General features: G+C 62.8%; 27 protein-coding genes. 14 read left to right on the top strand and 13 right to left on the bottom strand.

Going from position 1 to position 22,983, the window contains the following annotated elements; genetic code table 11:
• Window positions 1-85 precede the first annotated feature (85 nt).
• The 6 genes from C483_RS13620 to dapA all read right to left on the bottom strand — a co-directional run bounded on the left by C483_RS13620 (window position 86) and on the right by dapA (window position 5,974).
• Window positions 86-718, bottom strand: coding sequence for a hypothetical protein (locus C483_RS13620; RefSeq protein WP_049912710.1), 633 nt, complete (start codon window positions 716-718; stop codon window positions 86-88).
• Between the two features lie 526 nt (window positions 719-1,244).
• On the bottom strand, window positions 1,245-2,480 hold the full coding sequence (gene lysA, locus C483_RS13615) for a diaminopimelate decarboxylase (RefSeq protein WP_006653939.1): 1,236 nt from the start codon (window positions 2,478-2,480) through the stop codon (window positions 1,245-1,247).
• A 61-nt stretch (window positions 2,481-2,541) separates the two neighbouring features.
• Window positions 2,542-3,321 (bottom strand): aldo/keto reductase, encoded by a 780-nt coding sequence (locus tag C483_RS13610; protein WP_049912708.1) that lies wholly within the window; start codon window positions 3,319-3,321, stop codon window positions 2,542-2,544.
• A gap of 90 nt (window positions 3,322-3,411) precedes the next feature.
• Entirely contained in the window at window positions 3,412-4,254 is an 843-nt protein-coding gene (locus C483_RS13605) for a 2,3,4,5-tetrahydropyridine-2,6-dicarboxylate N-succinyltransferase (protein ID WP_006653937.1), read from the bottom strand.
• Window positions 4,251-5,048, bottom strand: a complete 798-nt coding sequence (gene dapB / locus C483_RS13600; RefSeq protein WP_006653936.1) for a 4-hydroxy-tetrahydrodipicolinate reductase — start codon at window positions 5,046-5,048, stop codon at window positions 4,251-4,253. Before dapB ends, C483_RS13605 begins: the two co-directional genes overlap by 4 nt.
• Window positions 5,045-5,974, bottom strand: coding sequence for a 4-hydroxy-tetrahydrodipicolinate synthase (gene dapA, locus C483_RS13595; RefSeq protein ID WP_006653935.1), 930 nt, complete (start codon window positions 5,972-5,974; stop codon window positions 5,045-5,047). The genes dapB and dapA overlap by 4 nt, the downstream gene beginning before the upstream one ends.
• Window positions 5,975-6,434: 460 nt before the next feature.
• On the opposite strand from dapA, the gene C483_RS13590 reads away from it, so the two are divergent.
• The gene (locus C483_RS13590) at window positions 6,435-7,247 is read left to right on the top strand and encodes a M48 family metallopeptidase (protein WP_006653934.1); all 813 of its coding nucleotides are present in this window, start codon (window positions 6,435-6,437) and stop codon (window positions 7,245-7,247) included.
• A gap of 289 nt (window positions 7,248-7,536) precedes the next feature.
• Window positions 7,537-8,034 carry a LabA-like NYN domain-containing protein gene (locus C483_RS13585; RefSeq protein WP_006653933.1) on the top strand — a complete coding sequence of 166 codons (498 nt, stop codon included), beginning with the start codon at window positions 7,537-7,539 and terminating at the stop codon, window positions 8,032-8,034.
• Window positions 8,035-8,161: 127 nt separating this feature from the next.
• Here the strand turns inward: C483_RS13585 and C483_RS13580 are convergent, their stop codons facing one another.
• Entirely contained in the window at window positions 8,162-8,347 is a 186-nt protein-coding gene (locus tag C483_RS13580; protein WP_006653932.1) for a hypothetical protein, read from the bottom strand.
• Between the two features lie 154 nt (window positions 8,348-8,501).
• On the opposite strand from C483_RS13580, the gene C483_RS13575 reads away from it, so the two are divergent.
• From C483_RS13575 to C483_RS13560, 4 genes are all read left to right on the top strand, one after another.
• The gene (locus tag C483_RS13575) at window positions 8,502-9,017 is read left to right on the top strand and encodes a PUA domain-containing protein (RefSeq protein ID WP_006653931.1); all 516 of its coding nucleotides are present in this window, start codon (window positions 8,502-8,504) and stop codon (window positions 9,015-9,017) included.
• Window positions 9,018-9,078: 61 nt separating this feature from the next.
• Window positions 9,079-9,387 carry an SPFH domain-containing protein gene (locus C483_RS13570; protein WP_006653930.1) on the top strand — a complete coding sequence of 103 codons (309 nt, stop codon included), beginning with the start codon at window positions 9,079-9,081 and terminating at the stop codon, window positions 9,385-9,387.
• Window positions 9,388-9,445: 58 nt separating this feature from the next.
• A complete protein-coding gene (locus C483_RS13565) occupies window positions 9,446-9,820 on the top strand; it encodes a nascent polypeptide-associated complex protein (RefSeq protein ID WP_049912705.1) in 375 nt (124 codons plus the stop codon).
• Window positions 9,821-9,923: 103 nt separating this feature from the next.
• Entirely contained in the window at window positions 9,924-10,694 is a 771-nt protein-coding gene (locus tag C483_RS13560) for a methyltransferase domain-containing protein (protein ID WP_006653928.1), read from the top strand.
• Between the two features lie 348 nt (window positions 10,695-11,042).
• Here the strand turns inward: C483_RS13560 and C483_RS13555 are convergent, their stop codons facing one another.
• Together C483_RS13555 and C483_RS13550 are read right to left on the bottom strand one after the other, a co-directional pair.
• Complete coding sequence (locus tag C483_RS13555; RefSeq protein ID WP_006653927.1) at window positions 11,043-11,351, bottom strand: transcription factor S; 309 nt, start codon at window positions 11,349-11,351, stop codon at window positions 11,043-11,045.
• 85 nt (window positions 11,352-11,436) lie between these two features.
• The gene (locus tag C483_RS13550; protein WP_006653926.1) at window positions 11,437-11,694 is read right to left on the bottom strand and encodes a DUF5789 family protein; all 258 of its coding nucleotides are present in this window, start codon (window positions 11,692-11,694) and stop codon (window positions 11,437-11,439) included.
• A gap of 124 nt (window positions 11,695-11,818) precedes the next feature.
• On the opposite strand from C483_RS13550, the gene C483_RS13545 reads away from it, so the two are divergent.
• The 4 genes from C483_RS13545 (at window position 11,819) to C483_RS13530 (ending at window position 14,801) form a co-directional block, all read left to right on the top strand.
• The gene (locus tag C483_RS13545; protein ID WP_006653925.1) at window positions 11,819-13,111 is read left to right on the top strand and encodes an MFS transporter; all 1,293 of its coding nucleotides are present in this window, start codon (window positions 11,819-11,821) and stop codon (window positions 13,109-13,111) included.
• A gap of 135 nt (window positions 13,112-13,246) precedes the next feature.
• Complete coding sequence (locus tag C483_RS13540) at window positions 13,247-13,750, top strand: DUF5797 family protein (RefSeq protein WP_006653924.1); 504 nt, start codon at window positions 13,247-13,249, stop codon at window positions 13,748-13,750.
• Window positions 13,751-13,968: 218 nt separating this feature from the next.
• On the top strand, window positions 13,969-14,364 hold the full coding sequence (locus C483_RS13535) for a hypothetical protein (RefSeq protein ID WP_006653923.1): 396 nt from the start codon (window positions 13,969-13,971) through the stop codon (window positions 14,362-14,364).
• 149 nt (window positions 14,365-14,513) lie between these two features.
• Window positions 14,514-14,801 carry a hypothetical protein gene (locus C483_RS13530; protein ID WP_006653922.1) on the top strand — a complete coding sequence of 96 codons (288 nt, stop codon included), beginning with the start codon at window positions 14,514-14,516 and terminating at the stop codon, window positions 14,799-14,801.
• 61 nt (window positions 14,802-14,862) lie between these two features.
• Here the strand turns inward: C483_RS13530 and C483_RS13525 are convergent, their stop codons facing one another.
• Both C483_RS13525 and C483_RS13520 read right to left on the bottom strand, forming a co-directional pair.
• Window positions 14,863-15,942 carry a DUF5787 family protein gene (locus C483_RS13525; RefSeq protein ID WP_006653921.1) on the bottom strand — a complete coding sequence of 360 codons (1,080 nt, stop codon included), beginning with the start codon at window positions 15,940-15,942 and terminating at the stop codon, window positions 14,863-14,865.
• A gap of 147 nt (window positions 15,943-16,089) precedes the next feature.
• Window positions 16,090-16,518 carry a bis(5'-nucleosyl)-tetraphosphatase gene (locus C483_RS13520; protein ID WP_006653920.1) on the bottom strand — a complete coding sequence of 143 codons (429 nt, stop codon included), beginning with the start codon at window positions 16,516-16,518 and terminating at the stop codon, window positions 16,090-16,092.
• Window positions 16,519-16,628: 110 nt separating this feature from the next.
• On the opposite strand from C483_RS13520, the gene C483_RS13515 reads away from it, so the two are divergent.
• The 3 genes from C483_RS13515 (at window position 16,629) to C483_RS13505 (ending at window position 19,760) form a co-directional block, all read left to right on the top strand.
• Entirely contained in the window at window positions 16,629-16,964 is a 336-nt protein-coding gene (locus tag C483_RS13515; protein WP_049912738.1) for an uS10/mL48 family ribosomal protein, read from the top strand.
• 111 nt (window positions 16,965-17,075) lie between these two features.
• Entirely contained in the window at window positions 17,076-18,347 is a 1,272-nt protein-coding gene (locus C483_RS13510) for an amidohydrolase (protein WP_006653918.1), read from the top strand.
• Window positions 18,348-18,512: 165 nt separating this feature from the next.
• Window positions 18,513-19,760 (top strand): M48 family metallopeptidase, encoded by a 1,248-nt coding sequence (locus C483_RS13505; protein WP_006653917.1) that lies wholly within the window; start codon window positions 18,513-18,515, stop codon window positions 19,758-19,760.
• Window positions 19,761-20,038: 278 nt separating this feature from the next.
• On the opposite strand, the gene C483_RS13500 is transcribed toward C483_RS13505, so the two are convergent.
• Complete coding sequence (locus tag C483_RS13500; protein WP_006653916.1) at window positions 20,039-21,454, bottom strand: geranylgeranyl reductase family protein; 1,416 nt, start codon at window positions 21,452-21,454, stop codon at window positions 20,039-20,041.
• A 214-nt stretch (window positions 21,455-21,668) separates the two neighbouring features.
• Between C483_RS13500 and C483_RS13495 the strand changes: the two genes are divergently transcribed.
• Window positions 21,669-22,016, top strand: coding sequence for a 2Fe-2S iron-sulfur cluster-binding protein (locus tag C483_RS13495; RefSeq protein ID WP_006653915.1), 348 nt, complete (start codon window positions 21,669-21,671; stop codon window positions 22,014-22,016).
• Between the two features lie 283 nt (window positions 22,017-22,299).
• Here the strand turns inward: C483_RS13495 and C483_RS13490 are convergent.
• Window positions 22,300-22,983: cell division protein FtsZ (locus tag C483_RS13490; RefSeq protein ID WP_006653914.1), on the bottom strand; the 684-nt coding region annotated here is incomplete at its 5' end.

Here is a 22,983-nt window from a genome sequence, read left to right as displayed (position 1 = left end):
CGTTCCCCCTCGCCTTTCGGAAGGCGAGATTCTAGCTTCCCGGTCCAACGAGGGAAGGTTCGTGGATAAAATCGACGCGAGAGTGCTATCGTCCCTCGACGCTGAAGTGTTCGTGTTCAAGCATGTGATCGTCAGAGAGCATTTCGAAGTGGTTCGATGAGCGGCGAATACCGGACATCGAACCACCGTATGCGACGCCAATGCGGTACGTGTCGCCCGGAATGAGATCACCGACTTCCTGCCGTCGCTGGAAACGGTCATCAACTTCGGCTTCGCCGTCACTCGTTAGCGTCTCATCATAGATATCCCCTCTCGATTCGTCCCGAGTCAGGTTCGATCCTCGCGAAAGATTCTGCATGAAGTAGCCGATTTCGAACCCGACGTGGTTGCTTGAATCTTGCAGTCCTGCCAATCCAGTTAGCAAGCTGGCAGTTCCGAGTGCGATCGGGATTGCTTGTGGAGCAGCGGCCTCGCCTGACGTACCGTTCGCCTCTGCTGGTCCGTCACCATCTGTCACATTCGTATCCTTAGTGTCCTCAGAGGTTTCTTCATCCGGAACGTCTCCGTCCGCTGCAGCGCCAATGATCGTATCACGCTCCAGTGTAGCATCAATGTCGATTACCGCATCGAACAGGATGGTCTCCGTCTCCGCAACAAAGTCGAAGTACCCAACGTACGCCTGTGCGAATTCACGTGTACTCCACCTCGATCCACTCATTCGTGCACGGGCCCCACCTGTTGCGTACTCAATTCGCTCTCCAGCACCGTCTCGACTCGTTCTTTCTCGTCCGTAATGCCACCCTTCACCGGGCGTGTGCTCGAAGTCCCACGAGTACGAGTCGTCCGTAGCGATGGTTGGTACGCCATCGCCTGGGATTGTATGTGGGTCCGATGGGAGGTCAAGTTCGACCACCGGGTCCGTTTGATTGGCTGACCCGCCGTCGGCGTTCGTTTCGTCGATAGCTGCGATACTGCTTGGAATCGCTACTGCACCGATCGCCCCAGCACCAAGGGATTTGATGGCCGACCGACGTGATTGAGTCCATCGGTTATTAGATATCCGGTCCATCGTATCACGTTCTGGGTTTCGTTCCCGAGACATTACACACTAACAGAAATTCCCATTGGTGATAAGTTTTGGCCCCAGGTACTGTTGAAACCACACTCTGTTTGCAAAGTACTCACGCAAGTGAGCGACAAAGGAACCGAACTCAACACGAGTCCAGCAGCGTGATAGCCTGTAACTATTGCTCGACGCGGGTTACGTCCTCGAGCGTCTCCCGCCGGCGCACGACGCGCGCCTCGCCGTTCTCGAGTGCAACCTCTGCTGGCCGGGGCTGGGAGTGGAACTGGCTCGCGAGTTCGTAGCCGTAGGAGCCCGCGTTCCCGATGGCGATGATGTCCTCGCGCTCCGGGCGGGCGATCGGCCGGTCGTGGGCGAAGACGTCCGCGCTGGTACAGACCGGGCCGCCGACGGTGACCTCGTGGGGCTCGCGATCGGGCGCGCTGACGTTGTACATCGGATGGTAGGAGCCGAACATCGCCGGTCGGATCAGTGTCGCCAGGCTGGCGTCGATACCGACGACCGTGGTGTCCGGAGCCTCCTTGATCGTGTTCACCTCGCTCAGGATAACCGAAGCGTCGGCGACGACATATCGACCCGGTTCGAGTTTGAGTGTGGCCTCGATGTCGCCGACGGCGTCGCGGACCATGTTCGAGGTCTTCTCGAGGTCGAGTGGCTCGTCGTCCTCGCGGTAGGGGACACCGTAGCCGCCGCCCACGTCAACGAACTCGAGTTCGTCGTCGCCGACGCGGCGAGCCATCTCGCCGACGCGTTCGATTGCGCGGCAATGTTCCTCGAGTCCCTCCGTCAGAACGCCGCTGCCCGCGTGGGCGTGGAGGCCGACGAGGTCGAACTCCTCGCGGACGCGGTCTGCGACCTCGGGGACGCGCTCGTAGGGGATCCCGAACTTTGCGTCCGCGCCGGTGGCGACCTTCTCGTGGTGGCCCGTCCCAATTCCGGGGTTGATTCGGATGGCGATCCGGCCGTCGTAGTCGCGCGCTTGCAGGCGGTCGAGGGTGTCAGTTGCGCCGATAGTGATCGTCAGGCCCGGGTTGTCGGCGGCAAGATCAGTCGCGTAGTCCAAGTCGTGATCCGGCGGGTTGACGGCGGTGTACTGGAGCGTGTTCGGGTCCGCGCCGGCGTCGATCGAGCGCTGGAGTTCGCCCCAGGCGGCACACTCGATCTCGCCGCCGGCCTCGAGAACTGCCTCGAGAACCGCCTTCCCTGTGTGCGCCTTCGCGGCGTACATGACCTCGGCGTCGGGGAACGCCGACGCGAAGCGGGTGTAGTTCGCTTTGACCCGGTCGAGGTCGGTCACGTACAGCGGCGTGTCGTACTCCTCGGCGAGGGATGCGAGTCGGTCGTGATCCCAGTCAGCGAGCCGGCGAACGGCCGGCGAATCCGCGAGATCGGTCATTGGTCACCACAAGTGACCGGGAGCAGTCAAGGGTTTGGATTCGGGCAGTCGTGGCCCCCGTTCACTCCGGAAACAGCTCTTCGGTTCGGTCAATCGCGTCGATTCGCTCGCACTCGGCAGGCGAGAGCTCGAGCTCCTGTGCCTCGAGATTCGCCCGGAGGTGGTCGGCGCTGCTCGATTTCGGGATCGTCACGACGCCGTCTTTCGCCAGCAGCCACGCGAGACAGACCGCCTCAGGTGTCGCGTCGTGACTCTCGGCGACATCGACGACTTCGTCGATCTCCCGTGCTCGACCGTTCGCGAGCGGCGAGTACGCCACGAACGGATAATCGTACTCGCGGGCGTGCGCGAGCAACTCCTCGGGCTGAAACAGCGGGTGGTACTCGATCTGATGGGCCGCAATCGGCGTGTCGAGAACGGACTGGGCCGTCTCGAGTTCGTCGCACGAAAAGTTGCTCACGCCGATGCCGTCGATGGTGCCTGCAGCCTGCAGTTCCTCGAACGCTGGCAGCGTCGCCTCGGGATCGTACGTCTCGATGGGGCGGTGAACGTACAGCAGGTCGACGAACTCGAGTCCCAATCTGTCGAGACTCTCCTCGGTCGTTCGGTGCACGTCGTCCGGCGCGAGACTGTCGGCCCAGACCTTCGTCGCGACAGTGACGTCCTCACGCGGAACAGAACTTTGAGCCAGTCCGTCGCCAACGACGGCCTCGTTGCCGTACACCTGTGCCGTGTCGAGATGTCTGTAGCCGTACTCGAGTGCCGTCTCGATCACGCCGGGGTCGTCGATCCCCATCGTACCGAGACCGACGGGTGGCAGAGAAGATTGTGGTCGCGCCATACACACTGTTCACGGCGCGGCGGGAAGTGGACTCGTATCGGCGGTGCCGGAGAACTCGCGGAAAACGGTCGGGTTCGAACCGGTTCGGAATTACTCGCGCAGCGCGTCCTCGCGCTCGGTCGCCTCGAGCGTCTCCGTCTCGAGGTCGGTGGCGACGACGGCGGGCTTGTACGCGCCGCCCTCGAAAAGGTCGTGGTCGCTGACCGAGGATTCGACGAATCGGGTGAACGCACGGCGGTTCGCGGGCAGTTCACCGTACAGCACCTCCTCTTCGACGAGGTCGTAGACCGGAATCCGCGGCGTCAGCAGGGTGTTCTCGCCGACGACGCTGTTCTCACCGACGACGAAGCCGCTGGTGACGCGACAGCCGGCGCCGAGCGAGACGTTGTCCTCGACGATGACCGGCGCGCTCTCGACCGGCTCCAGCACGCCGCCGATGAGCGTGTTCGCGCCGAGTTTGACGTCCTCGCCGATCTGGGCGCACGAGCCGACAGTGTCACAGGAGTCGACGAGCGTCCCGTCACCGATGTGTGCGCCGATGTTGACGAAGCTCGGACTCATCATGATGCAGTCCGAGCCGAGGTAGGCCCCGCGGCGGATCGTCGTTCCGTCCGGCGTATTCCGGGTGCCACGTGCACCGAGGTCGTCGGTTTCGCGCAGTGGCAGCACGTCGTAGTGGTCGACGCCGCCGTAGTCGTAGGCCTGGTTCTCCCGAAGGCCGAAGTTGAGCAGGATTCCCTGCTTGACCCACTGGTTGGCCTCCCACTCGCTATCGGTCTTCTCCGCGGCACGTATCTCGCCGTCCTCGAGTGCCGAAAGGAACGCCTCGAGCGTGTCGAGGGCATCCTCACCGGCCGAGTCAGCGTCGATCTCACCGTTCTGTTTCCGTTCCCACAGCTCCTCGATTTCGGTTTCGAGTGTGCTCGTACTCATGCGTCGATCACGTCCGCAAAGTCGTAGCTTCCTGCCTTTGCTCCTGCGATCCAGACCGCCGCGTCGACCGCGCCCGCGGCGAAAACTCCCCGGTCCTCGGCACGGTGTGTCAGGCGAACCTCCTCGTGGTTCCCCGCGAGGATGATCTCGTGCTCGCCCGTGACGTTGCCCGCACGGATCGCGTGCACGCCGATCTCGTCCTCCTCTCGTGGGGCCTCGCCCTCGCGCCCATGGGTTCGATCGCCGAACTCACCGTTCGCCTCGATCTCGTCGAGGAGCCGATTCGCCGTCCCGCTCGGCGCGTCCCGCTTCGCATTGTGATGGGCCTCGACGAGTTCGACGTCGTAGCCTGGCAGATTCTGGACCGCGTCGCCGACGACGTTCACCAGCGCCTGCACGCCGCGCGCGAAGTTGGGTGCGTGGAGAACCGGAATCGACTCGGCGGCGGACTCGAGTACAGCCTGCTGGTCGTCGGTGAAGCCGGTGGTGCCGGTGACGAAAGCGGTGGTTGTAGTGGTGTCGTCGCCAGCGTCGGCGTCGGTACAGGCCTGCACGTACTCGAGTGCCGACTCGGGACCGGTGAAGTCGATGACGACGTCGGGCTCGCGCGAGGTGAGCAGCGAGTCGAACTCGGCTGCGGGCTCGATCCCGACGCCGTCGACGGTCTCGCCGTCAGGCTCGCGGTTGACCGCGAAGGAGACAGCACAGTCCTCGCGGTCAGCGATGGCGGCGATGACCTCGCGGCCCATGCGGCCGGTCGCGCCGGTGACGCCGATGCGGGTCGGCTCCGTCATCGATCGCTCTCTGGTTCGGCGTTTGCTACGTCAGTCGTCTCGCGCTCGAGGTCGTCGAGGACAGCTTCGAGATCCGCGCGGTACTCCTCGGCGAGTCGGGTGAGCGGCGGCCGCATCCGCGCTGGGCCGTAGCCGCGGATCTGCATTGCTTCCTTGACCGGAATCGGGTTCGTCTCGACGAACAATTCGCGGAAGAGCGGCCCGAGTTCGTGGTGAAGGTTCTGTGCGCGTGCGTAGTCGCCGTCGAGCGCCGCGCCCACCATCGCGCAGGTCCGTTCGGGCTCGATGTTCGCGGCGACGCTAATCGTCCCCGTGCCGCCGACCGAGATGATCGGCAGCGTCATCGCATCGTCGCCCGAGAGGACGGCGAACTCTTCGTCCATCGTGCGCTCTGCGATTTCGCCGATCACGCCGAGGTCGCCGCTCGCGGCCTTGTAGCCCGCGATATTCTCGTGGCTCGCGAGTTCGACGGCGGTGTCGGGTTCGATCGTCTGTCCCGTCCGCGAGGGGACGTTGTAGACGATCTGTGGCAGATCGACTGCATCCGCAATCGTTCGGTAGTGGTCGACCAGGCCGCGCTGTTCTGGCTTGTTGTAGTACGGCGAAATCAGCAGGAGCCCGTCCGCGCCGGCGTCGGCCGAGCGCTCCGAGAGTTCCAGGGCCTCGCGCGTGTTGTTCGATCCGGAGCCAGCGATGACGGGGACGTCGTCGACGGCGTCGATGACGGCTTCGACGACGCGGACGTGTTCGTCGTGGGTCAGGGTCGCGGATTCGCCGGTGGAGCCGACGGGGACGAGGCCGTCGACGCCAGCGGCCTCGAGTCGCTGTGCGTCCTGCTGGAGTGTTTCGAAGTCGATGCGTTGGTCGTCGTCGAACGGCGTACACATTGCGGGGAAGACGCCGGTAAGGTCGAGTGATTGTGTCATGGTGATCTGATCTGTGTGTCTGTGTGCTGTGTGGTGTGACTCGCATATGGCCGGTCGTTACCGGGTCAGTGGCCGCTGCGAGTTGGTACTGTCGGCAGTTGGTCGTCAGTGAGGCCCCAAAGGCGGTCGAAGCGTGCCCGAAACGAGTTCGCTACGCTCGCAACGAGCACTCTCAGACGCGTTTACGTTTCGGAAACCGAGAAAAGACGCCACTCACGACGAGATCGCCGATTCGATGAGTGACGCGACGCATACCCGATACCGTGACCCGGACGAACTTAGCCGTTGTGACTTCCCTCGCTCGATGGAGTTCGCTGGCCTGCCTGGAAGGCACCACGACTGAACAGAGCACCAGCTCGGCCACTCACCAGCATAGTGCCATCAATTAGCATGACCCCGGAACGCGATTTTCTCGCCGAGTCCCGCTTCCTTTATACTTCGTGATTGCTAACCACCGGCTATGCGAAACACACAGTTAAAACTCCGAATGGCGTTCGTCGGGTTCGTCCTGTTCGCCCTGTACTTCGCCGCTGCGCTGTTCTTCTCGGCGATGTTCCCCAGCATCGGTCTCCTACCGATACTGGCACTCAGCATCGTCGTCCTCCCCGCAGCCCAGTACAAGTTCGGTAAATGGATGGCGCTTCGGGGCACCGAAGAAATGCCCAACGAGGGCCAGTACCGTGAGATTCACCAGATGACCGAATCCCTCTCGCGGGATATGGGTCTCGACAAGCCAAAGCTCGTCGTCCAGGACATGGGCGTTCCGAACGCGTTCGCGACCGGCCGAAAGGGTGCCGGCGTCGTCTGCGTTTCGAACGAGCTCATCCAGCTCCTCGAGCGCGACGAACTCGAGGGCGTCATCGCACACGAACTCGCCCACCTGAACAACCGCGACACCATCACGATGATCCTCGGCCAGTCGGTCGGGATGGTCGTCAGCTACGCGGTGTTCTTCTTCGTCCGCGACGACAACAACTTCCTCGTCGCCTACGCCGCGATGATGATCGCCCAGCTGCTCACGACGATCCTCGTCATGGCCATCTCGCGCTACCGTGAGTACGTCGCCGACGACGACGCGCGACAGTACATCGGCACCGGCGACCCGCTCGCCCGTGCACTCGAGAAGATTTCCCGCGGCGCCGAGGGCCGCGAATCGCAGGTCGACGAGACGGTCAGCGCGCTGTGTATTCTGAACACTGACCGCAGCCTCATGCAGAAGTTGTTCGCGAGCCATCCGCCGACCGAGAAGCGTATCGAAAAGCTGCGTCACTGATCGCGGTTGTCGAGCGGGATCGACTGCGATTGTGGCTGCGATTTCGATTGCGACTGTACTGCAACTGCAAACACGAACAAACACAGCCGATCGCGTTTACTTTTGCCGCGCTGAGAGCACGTTTGCGAGAGAACACCAGCAGACAGGGCTGCATCTGGAACACCGGGATACCAACATCAAAGCGTAACTGGTGACGGCAATGTACCGATCCAGAGCCACACCGTCGGTTCACCACGCAAGCCCTTCGTGAACGAGGTTCTTTTTATGCGTACCCAGCCCAAGCTAACACATGACGGAAATTCATCCCGGTCAGCGCGTCGCCGTTCTCGTCGACGCGCAGAACCTGTATCACTCGGCACAGAGTCTCCACAGCCGTAACATCGATTATTCCGCCCTCCTCTCGAAGGCCGTGCAGGATCGCCAGCTCACGCGCGCTATCGCGTACGTGATTCGCGCGGACGCTCCCGAAGAGGAGAGTTTCTTCGACGCACTGGTCGATATCGGCTTCGAAACCAAGATCAAGGACATCAAGACGTTCTCCGACGGCACGAAGAAGGCAGACTGGGACGTCGGTATGAGCCTCGACGCAGTAACGCTCGCAAACCACGTCGACACGGTCGTTCTCTGTACCGGTGACGGCGACTTCTCGCGACTCTGCTCGCACCTGCGACACGAGGGCGTACGCGTCGAAGTGATGGCGTTCGAGTCCTCGACGGCCGACGAACTGATCGACGCGGCGGATACGTTCCTCGACCTCGACGAGCGCCACGAGACGTTCCTGCTCTGACTGACCACTCCGCAGTTCTCGTCTCACACTCCCGAATCTCGGGCGAGGCGCTACAGATTCGACTAGCCGTGCATGCGAGTTCGAGTCCTCGCTGACAGCTGACTTCTGGGACCGCCGCTGCCGACGCTTACGACGGCGTCGATCGCGCGAGATCGAGTACGACAGCGATCGCGCCGATGGCGAGCGCCGCCCCTGCGACGACACCAGTGACGGGGTAGCCGCCTGCGGTCGTCTGAAGAATCGATGGGCCGGCGAGAACGAGCCCACTCACCGCGAGCAGCATCGTTCCGAGCGCAATCTGAACGACGTCCATTCAGGCGCTATTACCGAGTCAGAGTATATAATAGTCGTGATCGGCGGCGGCTGGTCGTCGTCTGGCTGCGTTCCCGTAGACCTGCGCGCTGGCTGCGGTTCACACCCAACAGGGCATCGAAGGCCTTTCGACCCAGCGGACGAAACCACGCCCAATGAGCGAGTCAGTCGACGGAAACGCGGGTCTCTCGACGCTTCGGACCATCGCGGACTACCAGTTCGGCGCGGGTGCAGGCGCGGCGCTCTTTCCCGACACAGCCGATTCTGCGGCCGCCGCAGACACCGACGAACTCACCATCAAACGAACCTCCTCGGGTCGCCCCCAGCAGGTCCACGCCGAGGCCGGCCGCATCGTCTCCTTCGGGATCGACGGCCGATTCACCCTCGGACTCGAGGGCGGCCGCCGACTGGCGAGGGTACTCGAGTCCCCGGCCTATCGCGTGATTGTCGACGACGAGAGCGAACCGTTCGTGCGCGACGAGAAGAACGTCTTTACGAAGTTCGTACTCGATGCGGGCGAGGAGATTCGTCCGGGTGACGAGGTGCTGGTCGTCCACGAGCGCGGCGAGTTGCTCGCGGTCGGTCGCGCGGAGTTGGACGCGGCGTCGATCGCGGATTTCGAGACGGGGATGGCGGTGAACGTGCGCGAGGGTGCACCCGCGTCGGAGTAGGTATTACGCCAGCACAGATTCGTATTCTTTTTGACGAATCGCTCGAGTCTGTCCGTATCGTATGGTTTCGACACTTCTTCTCACACTCATCTTGCTGCCCGTCGTACTCTTGGGCGTCGTCTGGTCGTCAGTCCAGTACGTCCCGGCCGGGGAAGGGCGGTTGCTCGTGGTCTCTGGTGAGGTTCGCGACGTACTCGAGTCGGGCGTCTACTTTGCACCACCGTTCGTCTCGGAAACGTATCCCATCGACTTCGAGACGATGGAGTACGAAACGCCGGAGCCACATCCGCTCCCGCCGGAACTCAGCGCGGACGCCGAGCGGATTGCATCTACGGATACAGAGACCACGGACGCAGAAGCTGCGGACTGATTCAGCACGGAGACGACGAACGACAAAGTAAAAGGTCGCGGGAGGCGACGTGTCGGGTATGTTTGGAGGAGGCGGCGGACTCAATCCGCGCAAGATGGAACAGATGATGCAGCAGATGGGTATCGACGTCGAGGACGTCGACGCCGAAGAGGTCATCATCCGCACCGACGAGTACGACCTCGTCTTCAACGACGCCGAAGTCACGAAGATGGACGCCCGAGGCCAGGAAACCTATCAGATCATCGGCTCGCCAGAACAGGTCGAGTCCGGCTCCGCCGGCGGCGACGCAGGGGGCGCAGACTCGGAACCCGCGATCCCAGACGGCGACATCGAAATGGTCGCGACCCGAACCGGCGCCAGCGAGGACGAAGCCCGAGCCGCACTCGAGGCCAACGACGGCGACCTGGCTGCAGCGGTCGAGGAACTCGAGTGACTCGAGTCGTGCATCGATGCGGAGATGGATGTGGAAACGGGCGAAGACAGAGACATAGACAGAGTCAGTGTCGGGACCAGCAACACGAACGGAGTGAGCGCCCGTGAGCGACGGCGATAGCGACGAGACGGTGGATCAGCCACCCGTACTGCTCGTTCGCGACGACCGCGAGTTCCTCGTCCAGCCCGGCGAGGAGATGGGAACCGACCTCGGCATCCTCGAGGTCCCCGCGGACGTCGAACCGGGCGACACCGTCGAGACGCACCTGGACGAAGCGTTCCACGTCCGACGACTCCGCGGCCCGGACCTCTTTCACCACTTCGAACGCACGGGCGCACCGATGGTCCCCCGCGACATCGGACTCATTATCGGCGAGACCGGCATCGCGCGCGGTGACCGCGTCCTCGACACCGGCACCGGCACCGGTGTCCTTTCAGCCTCGATGGCCCGCGCCGGTGCGACAGTGGTAACGTACGAACGGGATCCCGACTTCGCCGACGTCGCCCGCGAGAACATGGAACTCGGCGGCATCTCGGACGCCGTCGACGTTCGGACCGGCGACCTGACTGAGGAGCTAGAGTCGGGGGCACTCGAGTCCGCGTCGTTCGACGTACTCACTCTCGATACGGGTGACGCGGCCGAGATCGTCACGCACGCACCGGAACTACTGGTCGAGGGTGGCTTCGTCGCGGTCTACAGTCCGTTCATCGAGTCGACGCGCGACGTCGTCGAGGCAGCCCGCGAGGCCGGGATGGCGAATATCCGGACACGGGAGACGATTCAGCGCGAGATGCAGTTCGACGACCGCGGCTCGCGACCGTCGACGGCACCCGTGGGGCACACGGGGTATCTGACGATCGCCCGGAACGAGTAATTCTCCGTCTCTCCCTCATGTCCCATTCCGAACTGCATTAGCCGGGGGTGGACGCCGACCATCACGAATTCCTTGTGGATCCGTCCACAAGAGAAGTGTCCGCGAGAGAGTGGTTTGAAGAAGCCGAGAGATGCGCGGTTCGGAGCCTGTAGGGCGAGAACCGCGGGTATGCGAACGGGCAAAGCCCGTAAGCACGACCGGTCACCGCGTGTGAACGGAGTGAGCGCGCGGGCCGACGACTGATGTGGAGACTCGCGAAGCGAGTCGGAACGGAAAGAGGAGTGCTTTTCATCGAAGTTTTTCCGAGTGTGGTCGCGAAGCGACCGCACACAGAGAAAAAGTTCGGTTCTAGTTATCGTCTTCGCGCCACTTGTGCTCACACTCAGAACAGATGAAAAAGCGCGTCTCGGACTCGTCGGCCGAGCGGATCTGCTGCATATACCAGTACGCGCGGTCGTGACCACACTCGGGACAGTGCGCGTCGGTCTCGGGCAGCGACGTCTCCTCGGAGGACTCGATAACCTCGGTCGCCTCCTGACTGTCCGTGACGACGTACTCGTCGGCGTCACCCTTGGGTTTCGTATAGCCACAGCTTCCGCACTCCCACAGACCATTGTCGGCTTTCATCATCGAACCGCATTCGTCGCAGAATTCCATCGTTGTCCGGGCTACGTCGGTCGAGCGACTTAAGCGACCCGTTTGGGTTCGACATCGCGCTCATCCACCCCACCCGCGAACCTGCTCAGCCCTCCCCTTCCGACTGAAACGGCTCACCGACCGCCTCCCGCGGCAACACGTTGTGCAACGCCGCCTCGAGTTCACCCGCCGACTCGTACCGCTCCTCCTGTGTCTCTCCGAGAAGCGATCCCAGATTTCGCTCCCCATCTGCAAGCACCAGCGTCGTCTCCGCGAAGGCTGTCGCTGCTTCGGATTTCGTGACGGGGTACTCGAGTTCCTCGAAGGCGACCTCGAGTTCGTTCAGTTTCAGTGTGTGGGCCATACGAGAATAGACGCGCCGCGAGGGCTTGTAGGTGTGTACCGTCACGCTGGCGTTCGAGATAGTTGATTTTGACAATATTTCGATTCGAAATGTTAATCGGGCGCGACGCCGCAGACGTATATCGATGCGGAATCTGGGACGACGTGTCGCTGCGCAGTTCGCCGTCGACCGGCGGGTACTGGCGCTTGCGTTCGCGCGAATGGCAGACGGGATCGGAAACTCGTTTCTGGTGATCGTAATCCCGCTGTACGTGGCCAGCGACGTCGTCGGCGGGCCGACGTTCGGGCTGGCGGAGTCGATGATTATCGGAATCATCCTCTCGATTTTCGGCTTTCTCAACAGCAGTTTCCAGCCGCTGACGGGGCGGTTCTCGGATCGTGCGGGGAAGCGAAAGCTGTTCGTCCTGATCGGACTCGCGGGACTCGCGACGATGAACGTGGCGTATCTCTTCGCCGAGTCGTATCTCTCGCTGCTCGTTATTCGCGGCCTGCAGGGGATCAGCGTCGCGTTCATCATCCCCGCGTCGGTCGCGCTGGTCAACGAACTCGCGACGACGGACGACCGGGGCGGGAACATGGGCGTCTACAACACGTTCCGACTGGTTGGCTTCGGTGCTGGTCCGGTTGTCGCGGGCGCAGTGGTGAACGCAGGACCGTACACGCTTCCGATTGGGGAGCTATCCATCTCCGGCTTCGACGCCGCGTTCTACATCGCGGCGATCACGGCGATCATCAGCTTCCTGCTCGTGACCGTGCTGATCACCGATCCCGAGTCGACGCGGGCGAACGCGAGCGCGGATCTCGCCATCCCAGTCTGGGACCGAACGGGCCCGAACCTGCTCGATCCGATTTTCACGCTCGGCATCGCGTCGCTGTTCATGGCGACCGCAATCGCGCTCTTCGCGACGATCCAGCCGCAGGTCAACGCCCACCTCGAGCAGGGTGCGACCTGGTTCGGCCTCCAGTTCGCGGCGTTCATCGTCGCCCAGATTCTGCTGCAGACGCCGATCGGGCGCGCTTGCGATCGCTACGGTCGGCGGCCGTTCATCGTCGTTGGGATGTTCCTGTTGATTCCGACGACGCTCGCGCAGGGGTACGTCCCAACCTCCGAGACGATGTTCGTCGCGCGACTTCTGCAAGGGATCGCCGGCGCGATGGTGTTCGCACCGTCGCTCGCGCTCGCAGGAGACCTCGCGGGCGAGGGAGAGTCCGGGTCGAAGCTCTCGGTTCTCACGATGGCCTTCGGCTTTGGGATTGCTATCGGGCCCCTCTCCTCGGGCGCGCTGGTCGGCTACGGGTTCGAGGTGCCGTTCATCTTCGGTACTGTGCTCGCCGTGATCGGCACGATCCTCGTCTACACGCAGATCGAGGAGACCCTAGAGCAGACACAGCCGGTGCCGTTCGTCGGGAGTGATTGAGGGCAAGTGAAGGCAAGGGCGTCGCCGCGACGCTACTGGTACGCCAGAACTGCGAGCTAGAGAGCAAGCGGGTGCGAATCCGACAGACGAGACGTGACGCAACGCAAAAGTACCACATGCCCGTACGATGCGACGATGACGCTCTCGGAGGAGGCCACGGAACGGCTAGCCGACGTGGTGGAGCTACAGCCGACGAAAAATTCCGAGTTGCAAGACCGGTGGGAGATGGAAAGCGGCAGCGAGGTCCACCAGTACTTGGAGAACGAACTCGGCGACTACTACTTTCGCGACGACAACAGCCTGATCCGGGCGACCGCCGAGGCCGCGGATCTGGTCGACGTCGAGCCGGGGATCGAGAGCGACCCCGACTCGGAGGGTGCACCTTCCCGCGTCCGCGTACCAGAACTGCAGGTACAGATCGTCGACGTACTCGCCGGTCCCGACGAGGAATCGGAGAGCGTCGTCTCGGTGTTACACGCGCTCCGGGACGAGTTCGACGTGGACCCAGATGCGGAAGATGTCCGCTCCGGTCTACAGAGTCTGCGCCGGAAGGGTGTCGTCGAGGTAGAGTACCGGACGGTTCCGACGTTCCGACTGGCAGCGCCACGAGACGAAATTGAGGTTGAGGCGGCGAATTAAGCCGAAGCGACGTACTGAGACCGCATCGACCAACTGAGCCGAACCGACCAACAGAGGCAAAGTGACTCGCTGAAAGCGTATCGCTTCCGTCGCATTCGTCGCCGCAGTAGTGGTTGTTTCTCACGAGGGATTCGTGACCTGCCGGGGCTACAGTTGGACTCTGTTTTGGTACACTCGTCAACAGAACACTATTAGTGGCGTACTAACAGGTGTGTCGTATGCCCGACGCAGTCGTCCGCCTCGATGTCCCCATCGTCGACGCGATGGCCCTCCTCGGTGCGAGTTCCGTCGCCGTTGTCGGTGGCGCGCTCTTCGACACCATCCTCGGCGTCTCGCCCGTCTGGCTCGGTGTGAGCCTCTACGCACTGTTTCTGTGTCACCGGCTGGTGCTCGCGGTCGAGCGACGCACGGGTAAAATGTACCGTGCGGACAACAGGTACTTCCACGAAGCAGTGTCCGTCCTCGTCTGGGCACCAGTCGTGTACGGGTGCATCGAGTCGTCCCGACAGATCCTTGGGACCTCCGTCGTGTGGCTCAGTATCGGGCTGTACGCCAGCTACCTGCTCTACAGACTGGTCGTCGCCGTCGAACGGGACACGTACAGTACTGCCTGAGTTTCCGTCAGTCACAGCCGCCCACTTTCTGGCCTGGCCGCCGTGTCACTCCACCTCGAGCAGGACGTGCTCACCGAGGCTGCCGCGTCCAGTTCACGTCAGTCGATCCAATGGAAAGATAGTTCTTCGACTACCTGTCAGTTACCAGTATGGACGAGGTCCCCACCCTCTGGGAGTACGCACTCTCGCTCGACAGATTCGCCTTCTGTTTCGCCGCAGGACTACTGCTGATGGGTTACACCGGGGTATCGATCTGGGAAGTCGCATACACCGCAGCGGACCCGACGATTCCGACGACCACAATGAGTCCTGGCAGTGCAATCTACTACGCCGCGGTGTTCGTCACCGGTGCGGCACTCGCATTCGTCGCGGTCATGACCGCCCTCTACAGAGTCGTTCGAGACGCGACCAGCGCAACCAACGCGGCTGGCTCATAACCGGCAACGAAAATCGAACAACTCGAGTCGAATCTCCCGTCGTTCCGCTTCGACCCACCAGTTACTGCTGGCCCGGTCGCCGTCGTCGCCGCCGCGCGGCGAGCAGTTGCTGACAGCGTTTCCCGGGACCGCCCTCGATCGGCCACCCGTTCGTCCGCCAGACCGGGGGTTCGGGTTCGAATTCCGGACAGGAACCTGAACACTCAGCCGCCGTCGGCTGACACGCCTTGGCGCTGCAGTACGGCGACAGCTGCATCCCGTCCTGTGCGCGCAGTTCGAAGTGGCGACAGTCCGGACGCATCGTCTCGACGAACGAGCGCCAGCCCCGTTCGTAGGCACGCTCGGCGATCGCGAGCCGCTTCTCGGCTTTCGTCTCCGGATCGACGTACTCGAATCGCGCCGCCGAGCCGTCGCGGTCGCCGCCGTCGGGTCGCTCGAGTATCCGCGTTCCCGGTTCGTTGACCGCGAGTTGTCTGGGATGCCAGGCCACCTCCGCTGTGAGCGCGTCCGGATCGAGCGTGAGAATGCCCGCCGCCACCGGCAGGCCCTCGAACAGCGCCGGCGTGATCGTCTCGTCCGTCGCCTGGGTCGCCACCCAGACCTCGTCCGCCAGCGCCATCGCCACATCGAACTCGAGTTGCGGTCCAAGCACGCGGGCAGCGCTCGCGTCGAGGTCGGGCTTGTTCTCGATGGCGACGATGCGCTCGACCCAGTCGGGATACGGCCACTTGCGGCGGATCTGGATGCGGTTGCCCTGCTTGCGCGTCTCGAGAATCCCACGGTCGTCAGCCTGATGGATCGCCTCGCGGACGTAGCGCCACGGGTAGCCAGGATGGGGCAGCGCGTCGCGGTAGTACGCCCACTCGGCGGGCGCGTTGCGGACGATGTGTAAGAGGTCGCTGTCCAGACGCTTCGCACCGAATCGTGCTCGGTTCCGGAGGCCGGTGGGGTCGCACTCGAGTACGATGGTGTCCCAGCGGCGGCGTTTGGTACCGAGTTGGCGGGCGACGATATGTGAGGGAGGGTCGTTGTGACTGCGCTTGTCGTGACTGTGCTCGTCGTGACTGTAGCCGAGAGGCCACTCGCGTTCGGCCCAGCGACAGGTTCGGAGTTCGAAGGCGAACTCGGAGTCAGGAGTCATGTGGCTGTTTCAGAACGGATCGAACGGGACTGGTCAGGAAAGCCGATTCTGTGGTAGTGACGACGCCTCGGTCGGGATTGCCAGCGTAGGTACTGTCGTACCGACAAAATCGTCGGTGGGGGGAGTGCTGTGACACCAGTGGGCCACTCAGACCGACTCGAGTTCGTCGAGGAAGTCGTGGGCGTCCTCGAGAATCTCTCGGGGGCCGTCCTGCGTGACGGTGTTGACCGCCTGCTCGTAGTCGCGCCACTGGAGGTCTCGATGTTCGTTCGAGAGTTCGGCGCTCGCCTCGAACGATTTCGCGACGAAGAGATGCACGGTCTTGTGAATCGTCTTGCCGTTGGCCTCGAAGACGTAGTCGTAGTCCTCACGAAAGCCATCGAGTAGTCTGAACTGATCGATACCTGCCTCTTCCTTTATTTCGCGGATCGCCGTCTGTTGTAGCTCTTCATCTCCTTCGACACCGCCCTTCGGAAACTCCCAGTCGCCCGGGCGGCTCTTGAGTAGAAGATACTCGCGCCGGCCCCGCGTGTCGCGGAAGAGGATCGCGCCTGCGCTCGTAGCTTCGACTGCCATTAACAGGGCTAATAGATGAGACGTTAAGAGAATATCGGACTGTTCGTCGCGCGTAGACGTATCTCAGCAGGTTTTTACGCGACGACCGTGGAAGAATGAACAACACCGCTATGACCTTCGTCACCCGTCTCACGCTCCAGAGCGGCGATCGCGCCGCCCTCGACGGTATCGTTTCTGACATCAAATCCACTGCCGAGCGAAAGGGTGCTGCGCTCAAGGGCCCGCACTCCCATCCGCCGAAGAAAATCTCGGTTCCCCAGCCGTGTCGGCTACACACCGACGACGACCGTCACTTCGACTCCTGGGAGTACACCGTCTTCACCCGCGAACTCGAGATCCACGGCCACGACAATCTCGCGCGCAACATCGCCTCGCAGAACTTCCCCGACTCGGTGCACATCGAGGCCGAGGTCGAACAGATCCACGGCGCAGGTCGCGGTAACTGACGGGCAATACGGGCCGCCGAACCGATTTTTCCGTTCTCGTCGAACAACACACAACAGTGTGACACTCTCCCAAGCCGGCACGTCTTTCACACCCCTCGACAATACCTACCTATGGTCACGAGCGACCTCGTCACACTCCGTCGAGACCTGCACCGCAAACCCGAACCAGCCTGGCGCGAATTCTACACTACCGCGCGCATCGTCGAGGAAATCCAGTCCCGCGTCGAACTGGACGAACTCCATATCGGCCCCGATGCCATCGTCGGCGAACACCGATTAGCCGTCCCCGACGACGCAGAAATCGCCGAGTGGTACGAGCAAGCAAGCGAGTACGACATCGATGAGGAGATTCTCTCCCAACTCGAGGGCGGCTACACCGGAGCCGTCGCGGTTCTCGAACGCGGCGAGGGACCGACGGTCGGCCTGCGGGTCGACATCGACGGCCTGCCACAGCCCGAATCCGAGGATGACGAGCACGCGCCCGTCGCCGAGGGCTTCCGCTCGGAACACGACGGCGCAATGCATGCCTGCGGGCACGACGCCCACGCGACGATCGGTGTCGGCGTCCTCGAAGCGATCGCAGAGAGTGACTTCTCGGGGACGTTCAAGGTGTTCTTCCAGCCCGCAGAGGAGGTCATCGGCGGCGGGAAGTCGATGGCGACGAGCGAACACATCCAGGACGTCGACGCGCTGCTCGCGGCTCATATCGGCCTCGATCACCCGACCGGCGAAATCGTCGCCGGCATCGACGGCTTCCTCGCGGTTTCCCACCTCGATGCGACGTTCACCGGTGCGCCGTCCCACGCGGGCGGCCACCCCGAGGAGGGACGCAACGCCGTCCAGGCGATGGCGACGGCCGTCCAGAACCTCTACAGCATCCCGCGACACAGCGACGGTCCGACGCGGATCAACGCCGGTGTCGTCGAGGGCGGCACTGCGGCGAACGTCATCCCCGAGGAGGCCCACATCGAGGCCGAAGTTCGGGGCAAGACGACCGAACTGATGGAGTACATGCGCTCGAACGCGCGCCGAGTGATTCGGAACGCCGCCGAGATGCACGACTGCGAGGTCGAGATCGAACTCGGTTCGGAGGCACCGAGCGCGACCAGCGACCAGGACCTCGTTTCGATCGTCAGCGAGGTCGCGGGCGAAACGGCAGGCGTCGAAAACGTCATGGAGCGCGACGAACTCGGCGGCAGCGAGGACGCGACCTTCCTGATGCAGACAGTCCAGGACAACGGCGGCTCTGCCTGCTACATCGGCGTCGGCACGGACCACCCCGGCGGCCACCACACCGCGACGTTCGACGTTGACGAGGAGAGTCTCCAGCACGGCGTCGACGTGCTCACTGGCGCGGTCGAGCAGATTAGCCGCGACTGGTAGACAAGCCGGTTGACTCCTGAAAACCGACAACTCGGGGCGTCGACCCATCACTTCGGTATCTACTTGTCCTCGGGTTCTGTACGGATGGCTGACAGTGTCTCGGAGTGAATCGTCATCCCGTATTGACACACGGTGTCGTCACACTCTCACGACGGTGAGTGAAGCGTGACGCTGCCGACGCGACTGCAACTTGGGCTCTGGCTTCGGATGGCCGTCGCCAGTATCATCGCCAGCTGTGGCATGATCGCTTTGCTCTTCCTCGAAGTCGTAGGAGTCGCGCTGGTGATCGTATTCCTACTCGAGTCGATCCTCTGGGTGATCGTCATCTGCCTTCCCGTGTTTATAGCCTGGCACGTCATCGCAGGGGTGTATCGACGTGTGATGCCCGTGCCGCTCGTCGTCGGACGGATTTCTCACGACGGGATGGCCAGCGCCGTCGAGACAGTTTCACATGGCCTCCTACAGCCACAGACGTATCTTCCGAGACGAGTGCTCGGCGGTGCGGTCGTCGTTCTTCTCGGCTGGCTTCTCGGCTATGTGCTGGTCTGGACACAGTCGCCGTGGACACCGGTGCGGACTGCCGGTGCCATCGGTCTCGTCGTTGGCGTCGTGGCGACCAGCTACTATACGATACGAACCATCGTCGACGAACTGGGTGCTGGTGGCTCCGTCGAACGGCACCTCGAGGACGACCTCAAGATCATCGACTCGACCGAAGACGTACTACCCGATGGTGCTGATAGCGACATCGGCATCGACAACGATACCAGGGAACTGCAAGCGCGCGTCAATCGACTCGCGAGTCAGGCGAATCTGCCGGCACCGACCGTCAAGGTCGGCCGCAAGCGGGTCCCACTCGCGGCCACGATTGGACTTCGCCCCGAAACGTCGACGATCATCGTCTCGACTGGACTGGTTGATCTACTCACAGACCGCGAACTCGAGTCGGTCCTCGCACACGTCAGCAACCGCGATGCAGCGATGCTAACCGTACTCTCGCTCCCCGTCGCGAAAGTCAGGCTCATAATGGCGGCAGTCGATGAAGAATCGTCTCGACAGGCTCCCCTCCACGGGGTGTTCGCGGCGGTTGCACCGATTGTTGCCGGTGTCTGTCGCTGGGCGGTCATCGTCGTGGCTCGATACCGTGAGTACGTCGCAGACCGCGGTGCCGTCGCGATCACTGGCGATCCGGCTGCCCTCGTGAGCGCACTGGAGAAACTCGACGCCGAACTCGAGAACCAGCCCTCGAGCGACCTCCGGCAGCGTCGGTCGACAATAGCGTTCTCGGTCGTTCCGCCGCCGTGGGAAGAACGACGGTTCTTCGACCGACCGCGGCGATACATCGCCCGCACCATCTTTGGAACACATCCCCGAACAGAACAGCGGATCAAACGGCTTCGGTCCGACGCCTGAACGGGCACTAGACTCAGACTACGGCGGACTGGCTCCAGCGGACAGCGGTAGTGGTCGGCGTGGAAAGACAGTGTCTGGATCGTGTGAGAGAGACAGCGGTACTCGAGTCCACCTCGCGGCCACAGCGTCTCCATCTCGGTCGTACCCACAGGGCACTCGTTTCTTTAAGTACCTCTGGTCACAAGGTGTAGATACGACGGGTTACCGACGCGACGATCGATATTTTCCTCGCGTGGATCACTTGTTCGTGAGTGAGTTGTGTTCATGAGTGAGAGCGACTAGTACTTCGGATCTGCGCCGGTCGCCTCGTAGACGTCGTCCATCACGTCGTCGCGGCGCTGCTGCCAGTGTTCGAGTGCGGCGGGATGCTCTGGGTAGTGTTCGTAGAGGTCGAGCAGGTCGTCGGCACAGCGTTTCGTCTGGAAGAGCGTCCAGATGGTGCCCCAGTGGCCACGGCTGTTGAGCAAGCTCTCGAACGCGAGCTTCGGGCCGACGCTGGTACTGCCCTCGTAGAGAGCCTCGGCGAGCTTCTCGCCGGGCATCGCGGCGAGCAAGCCCATTAGATCGTCGACGTCGACGGCCGTCGAGAGGATGTTGTAGACGTCGAGTGCGGCGTAGCGCGCGCCGAAGTGGTCCATCACGCGCTGGTTGTACTCCCAGAGAGCCTTCTCGCTGACATCGCCCGTCTCGAGTCCCTCGATCGCCTGCTCGGCGGCGTACTTGCCGGCGTAGGCTGCGCCGGCGATGCCGCCGCCGGTGGTGGGGTTGACGTGACCCGCCGCGTCGCCGACGGCCATATAGCCGGGGTGGACGGCCGAGTCGTACGGTCGGCGAGTCGGGAGTGCAGCGCCGAGTTTGTCGTCGACCTCGGCACCGTCGAACTCGGCGCGGTTCTCGAGGTCGCGTTTGAGGTCGTCGACGAGTTTCATCGGCTCCTCGGTCATCTGGAAGCCGAGGCCCGCGTTGATTTCGGTTTCCGTGCGCGGGAAGTACCAGAGGTAGCCCGCAGCGCGTTCGGTCGGCTTGAAGACGAGCGCGTCCGACCACTCGACCGGTTCCTCGACGTGGACGACCTCGCGGTAGGCCGAACAGAAGTGCGAGTAGTTGACGTTGGTGTCGAACGTCGAGTTCGAGAAGTCGACGTTGTCCTGCAGCACCGAGAGTGCGCCCGCGGCGTCGATGACGAGATCGGCCTCGTAGGTGAGTGGCTGGCCCTTCCTGATCGCTTCGACGCCGGTGACGCGGCCGTCGTCGGCTTCCTGGGTGACGTTCTGGACGACGGTGTCGTAGTGAAAGTCCGCGCCCGCCTCCGCCGCTCCCTCGATAATGCGTCGGCCGTACTCCCAGCGGTCGATGACGGCGAGTTCGCCGGGAATCGGAATCTCGAGAACGGTATCCTCCTGTGGAATCTCGAAGCGGCCGTGATCGACGCCGGTGTTGGTGAACGCGGGTTCGAGTTTGGACTTCGGGATCGCCTCGGGGAACGCGTCGGCTCCCTTCAGAGCGTCACCGCAGGCGATGTGGCCCGCCTCCTCCTCGGTCTTGCGCTCGAGGACGACGGCCTCGTAGCCCGCCTGCGCGATCGTCGCCGCCGCGTAACAGCCCGATGTCCCCGCGCCGACGACGACCACGTCGGGTGATCGGGTTTCGGCCTCGGGCGTCGACCCGGCAGCCGACTGTTCCTGTGTACTCATACCAACAGTGTGGACACCGTGGTAAGAAAACGTTTTATGGTCACTTCGTCCTCATCGGGAGGACAGAACGGACGCGGGCGACGCTCTGTCCTCGCGAACTGCCCCAGATCGGAGTGGTTCGCTCCGGGACACGTTCTCAGGAGTGAGTTTCGTCCTATCCTTGAGGACAGATGTGTAATAAAGAGTTTTAGTGTCGTTCTCCGTAGCACCCCGTATGACCGAATACACGATCGAGTTCGTCGGCACGGGCGAGACGATCACCTGCTCGGACAAGGAGACCATTCTGAGCCGCTGTCTCGAGGAGGGTATCGCCCAGGAGTACTCCTGCCGTGTCGGCATGTGTCTGGCCTGCTCGGCCGAGATCATCGAGGGCGAGGTCACCCAGCCAGCGGCCCGCGGGTTCACCGAGGAGGAGGCAGAAGCCTACGCCCTGACCTGCATGGCGCGCCCGCAGTCGGACCTCAAACTCGAGCGCGGCAAGTATCCGCCGAGCATCGAGTCGGATCTCGAGGCAGGCGAGGCCGGAAACGCAGGCGGCGACGCTGCGGCAGCCGACGACTGATCTGGTACCTTGGTTTTGACGCGGCGCTGCACGTGGACCAGCGACAGCACTGCAACCGTGGAACAGCAACAGCACTGCAACTACTGTCGCGCGCGACCAGCAACGCAGCGAATAACTCGAGTTGCGATGCCAGGGCGTTACAGTACGAAGCGAGATGACGAACAGCGTCTCCAGTAGATCGGTGGACAGCGAGAAACAACAGATACCGAGCAAACGGGGAGTCTGCGACTATGTCGCAACTGTAGACTATCGCCCGCAAACCACACGGTGAGCGCCGATCCGATCAGTCGACGAAGTCGATGTCGTCGGCGTCCATCTCGGGCTGGACCGTCTCACCCTCCGGTCGCCCGTAGATCTGTGGCGACTGGACACCGGTGACGACGATCATCGTGCGCATGCTGCCCTCGAGTGTCTCGTCGATCGAGGTCCCCCAGATGATGCGCGCGTCGGGGTCGATCCGGTCGTAGATCTCTTCGACGACGCCCTCGGCTTCCTCGATGGACATATCGTTGCCACCGGTGACGTTGACCAGCGCGGAGCTGGCACCGGAGATGTCGACGTCGAGCAGTGGCGAGCGCAGGGCGGTCTTGACCGAGTCCTCGGCCTTCGCTTCGGAGTCGGACTCGCCGAGACCGATCATCGCGACGCCACCGCGTTCCATGACGGTACGAACGTCTGCGAAGTCCAGGTTGACGAGACCGGGCTTCGTGATCAGTTCGGTAATGCCCTTCACCGAGCGCATCAGCACCTCGTCGCTGACTTTGAACGCCTGGCGGACGGGGAGCTTGCCGACGGAGTCGAGCAGTCGGTCGTTCGGGACGACGATGACAGTGTCAGAAACGTCGCGCAAGCGTTCGAGTCCTGCCTCGGCGTTGGTTCGGCGAACCTCTCCCTCCGCGGTGAACGGCGTCGTAACGATCGAAATCGTCAGCGCGCCCGACTCGCGGGCCGCCTTCGCGACGACGGG

Origin of the sequence: Natrialba hulunbeirensis JCM 10989 (assembly GCF_000337575.1) — an archaeon.
GTDB lineage: Archaea > Halobacteriota > Halobacteria > Halobacteriales > Natrialbaceae > Natrialba > Natrialba hulunbeirensis.
Note: the sequence above shows the minus strand (reverse complement) of the source record. Positions and strands in the feature narration are given on the sequence as shown.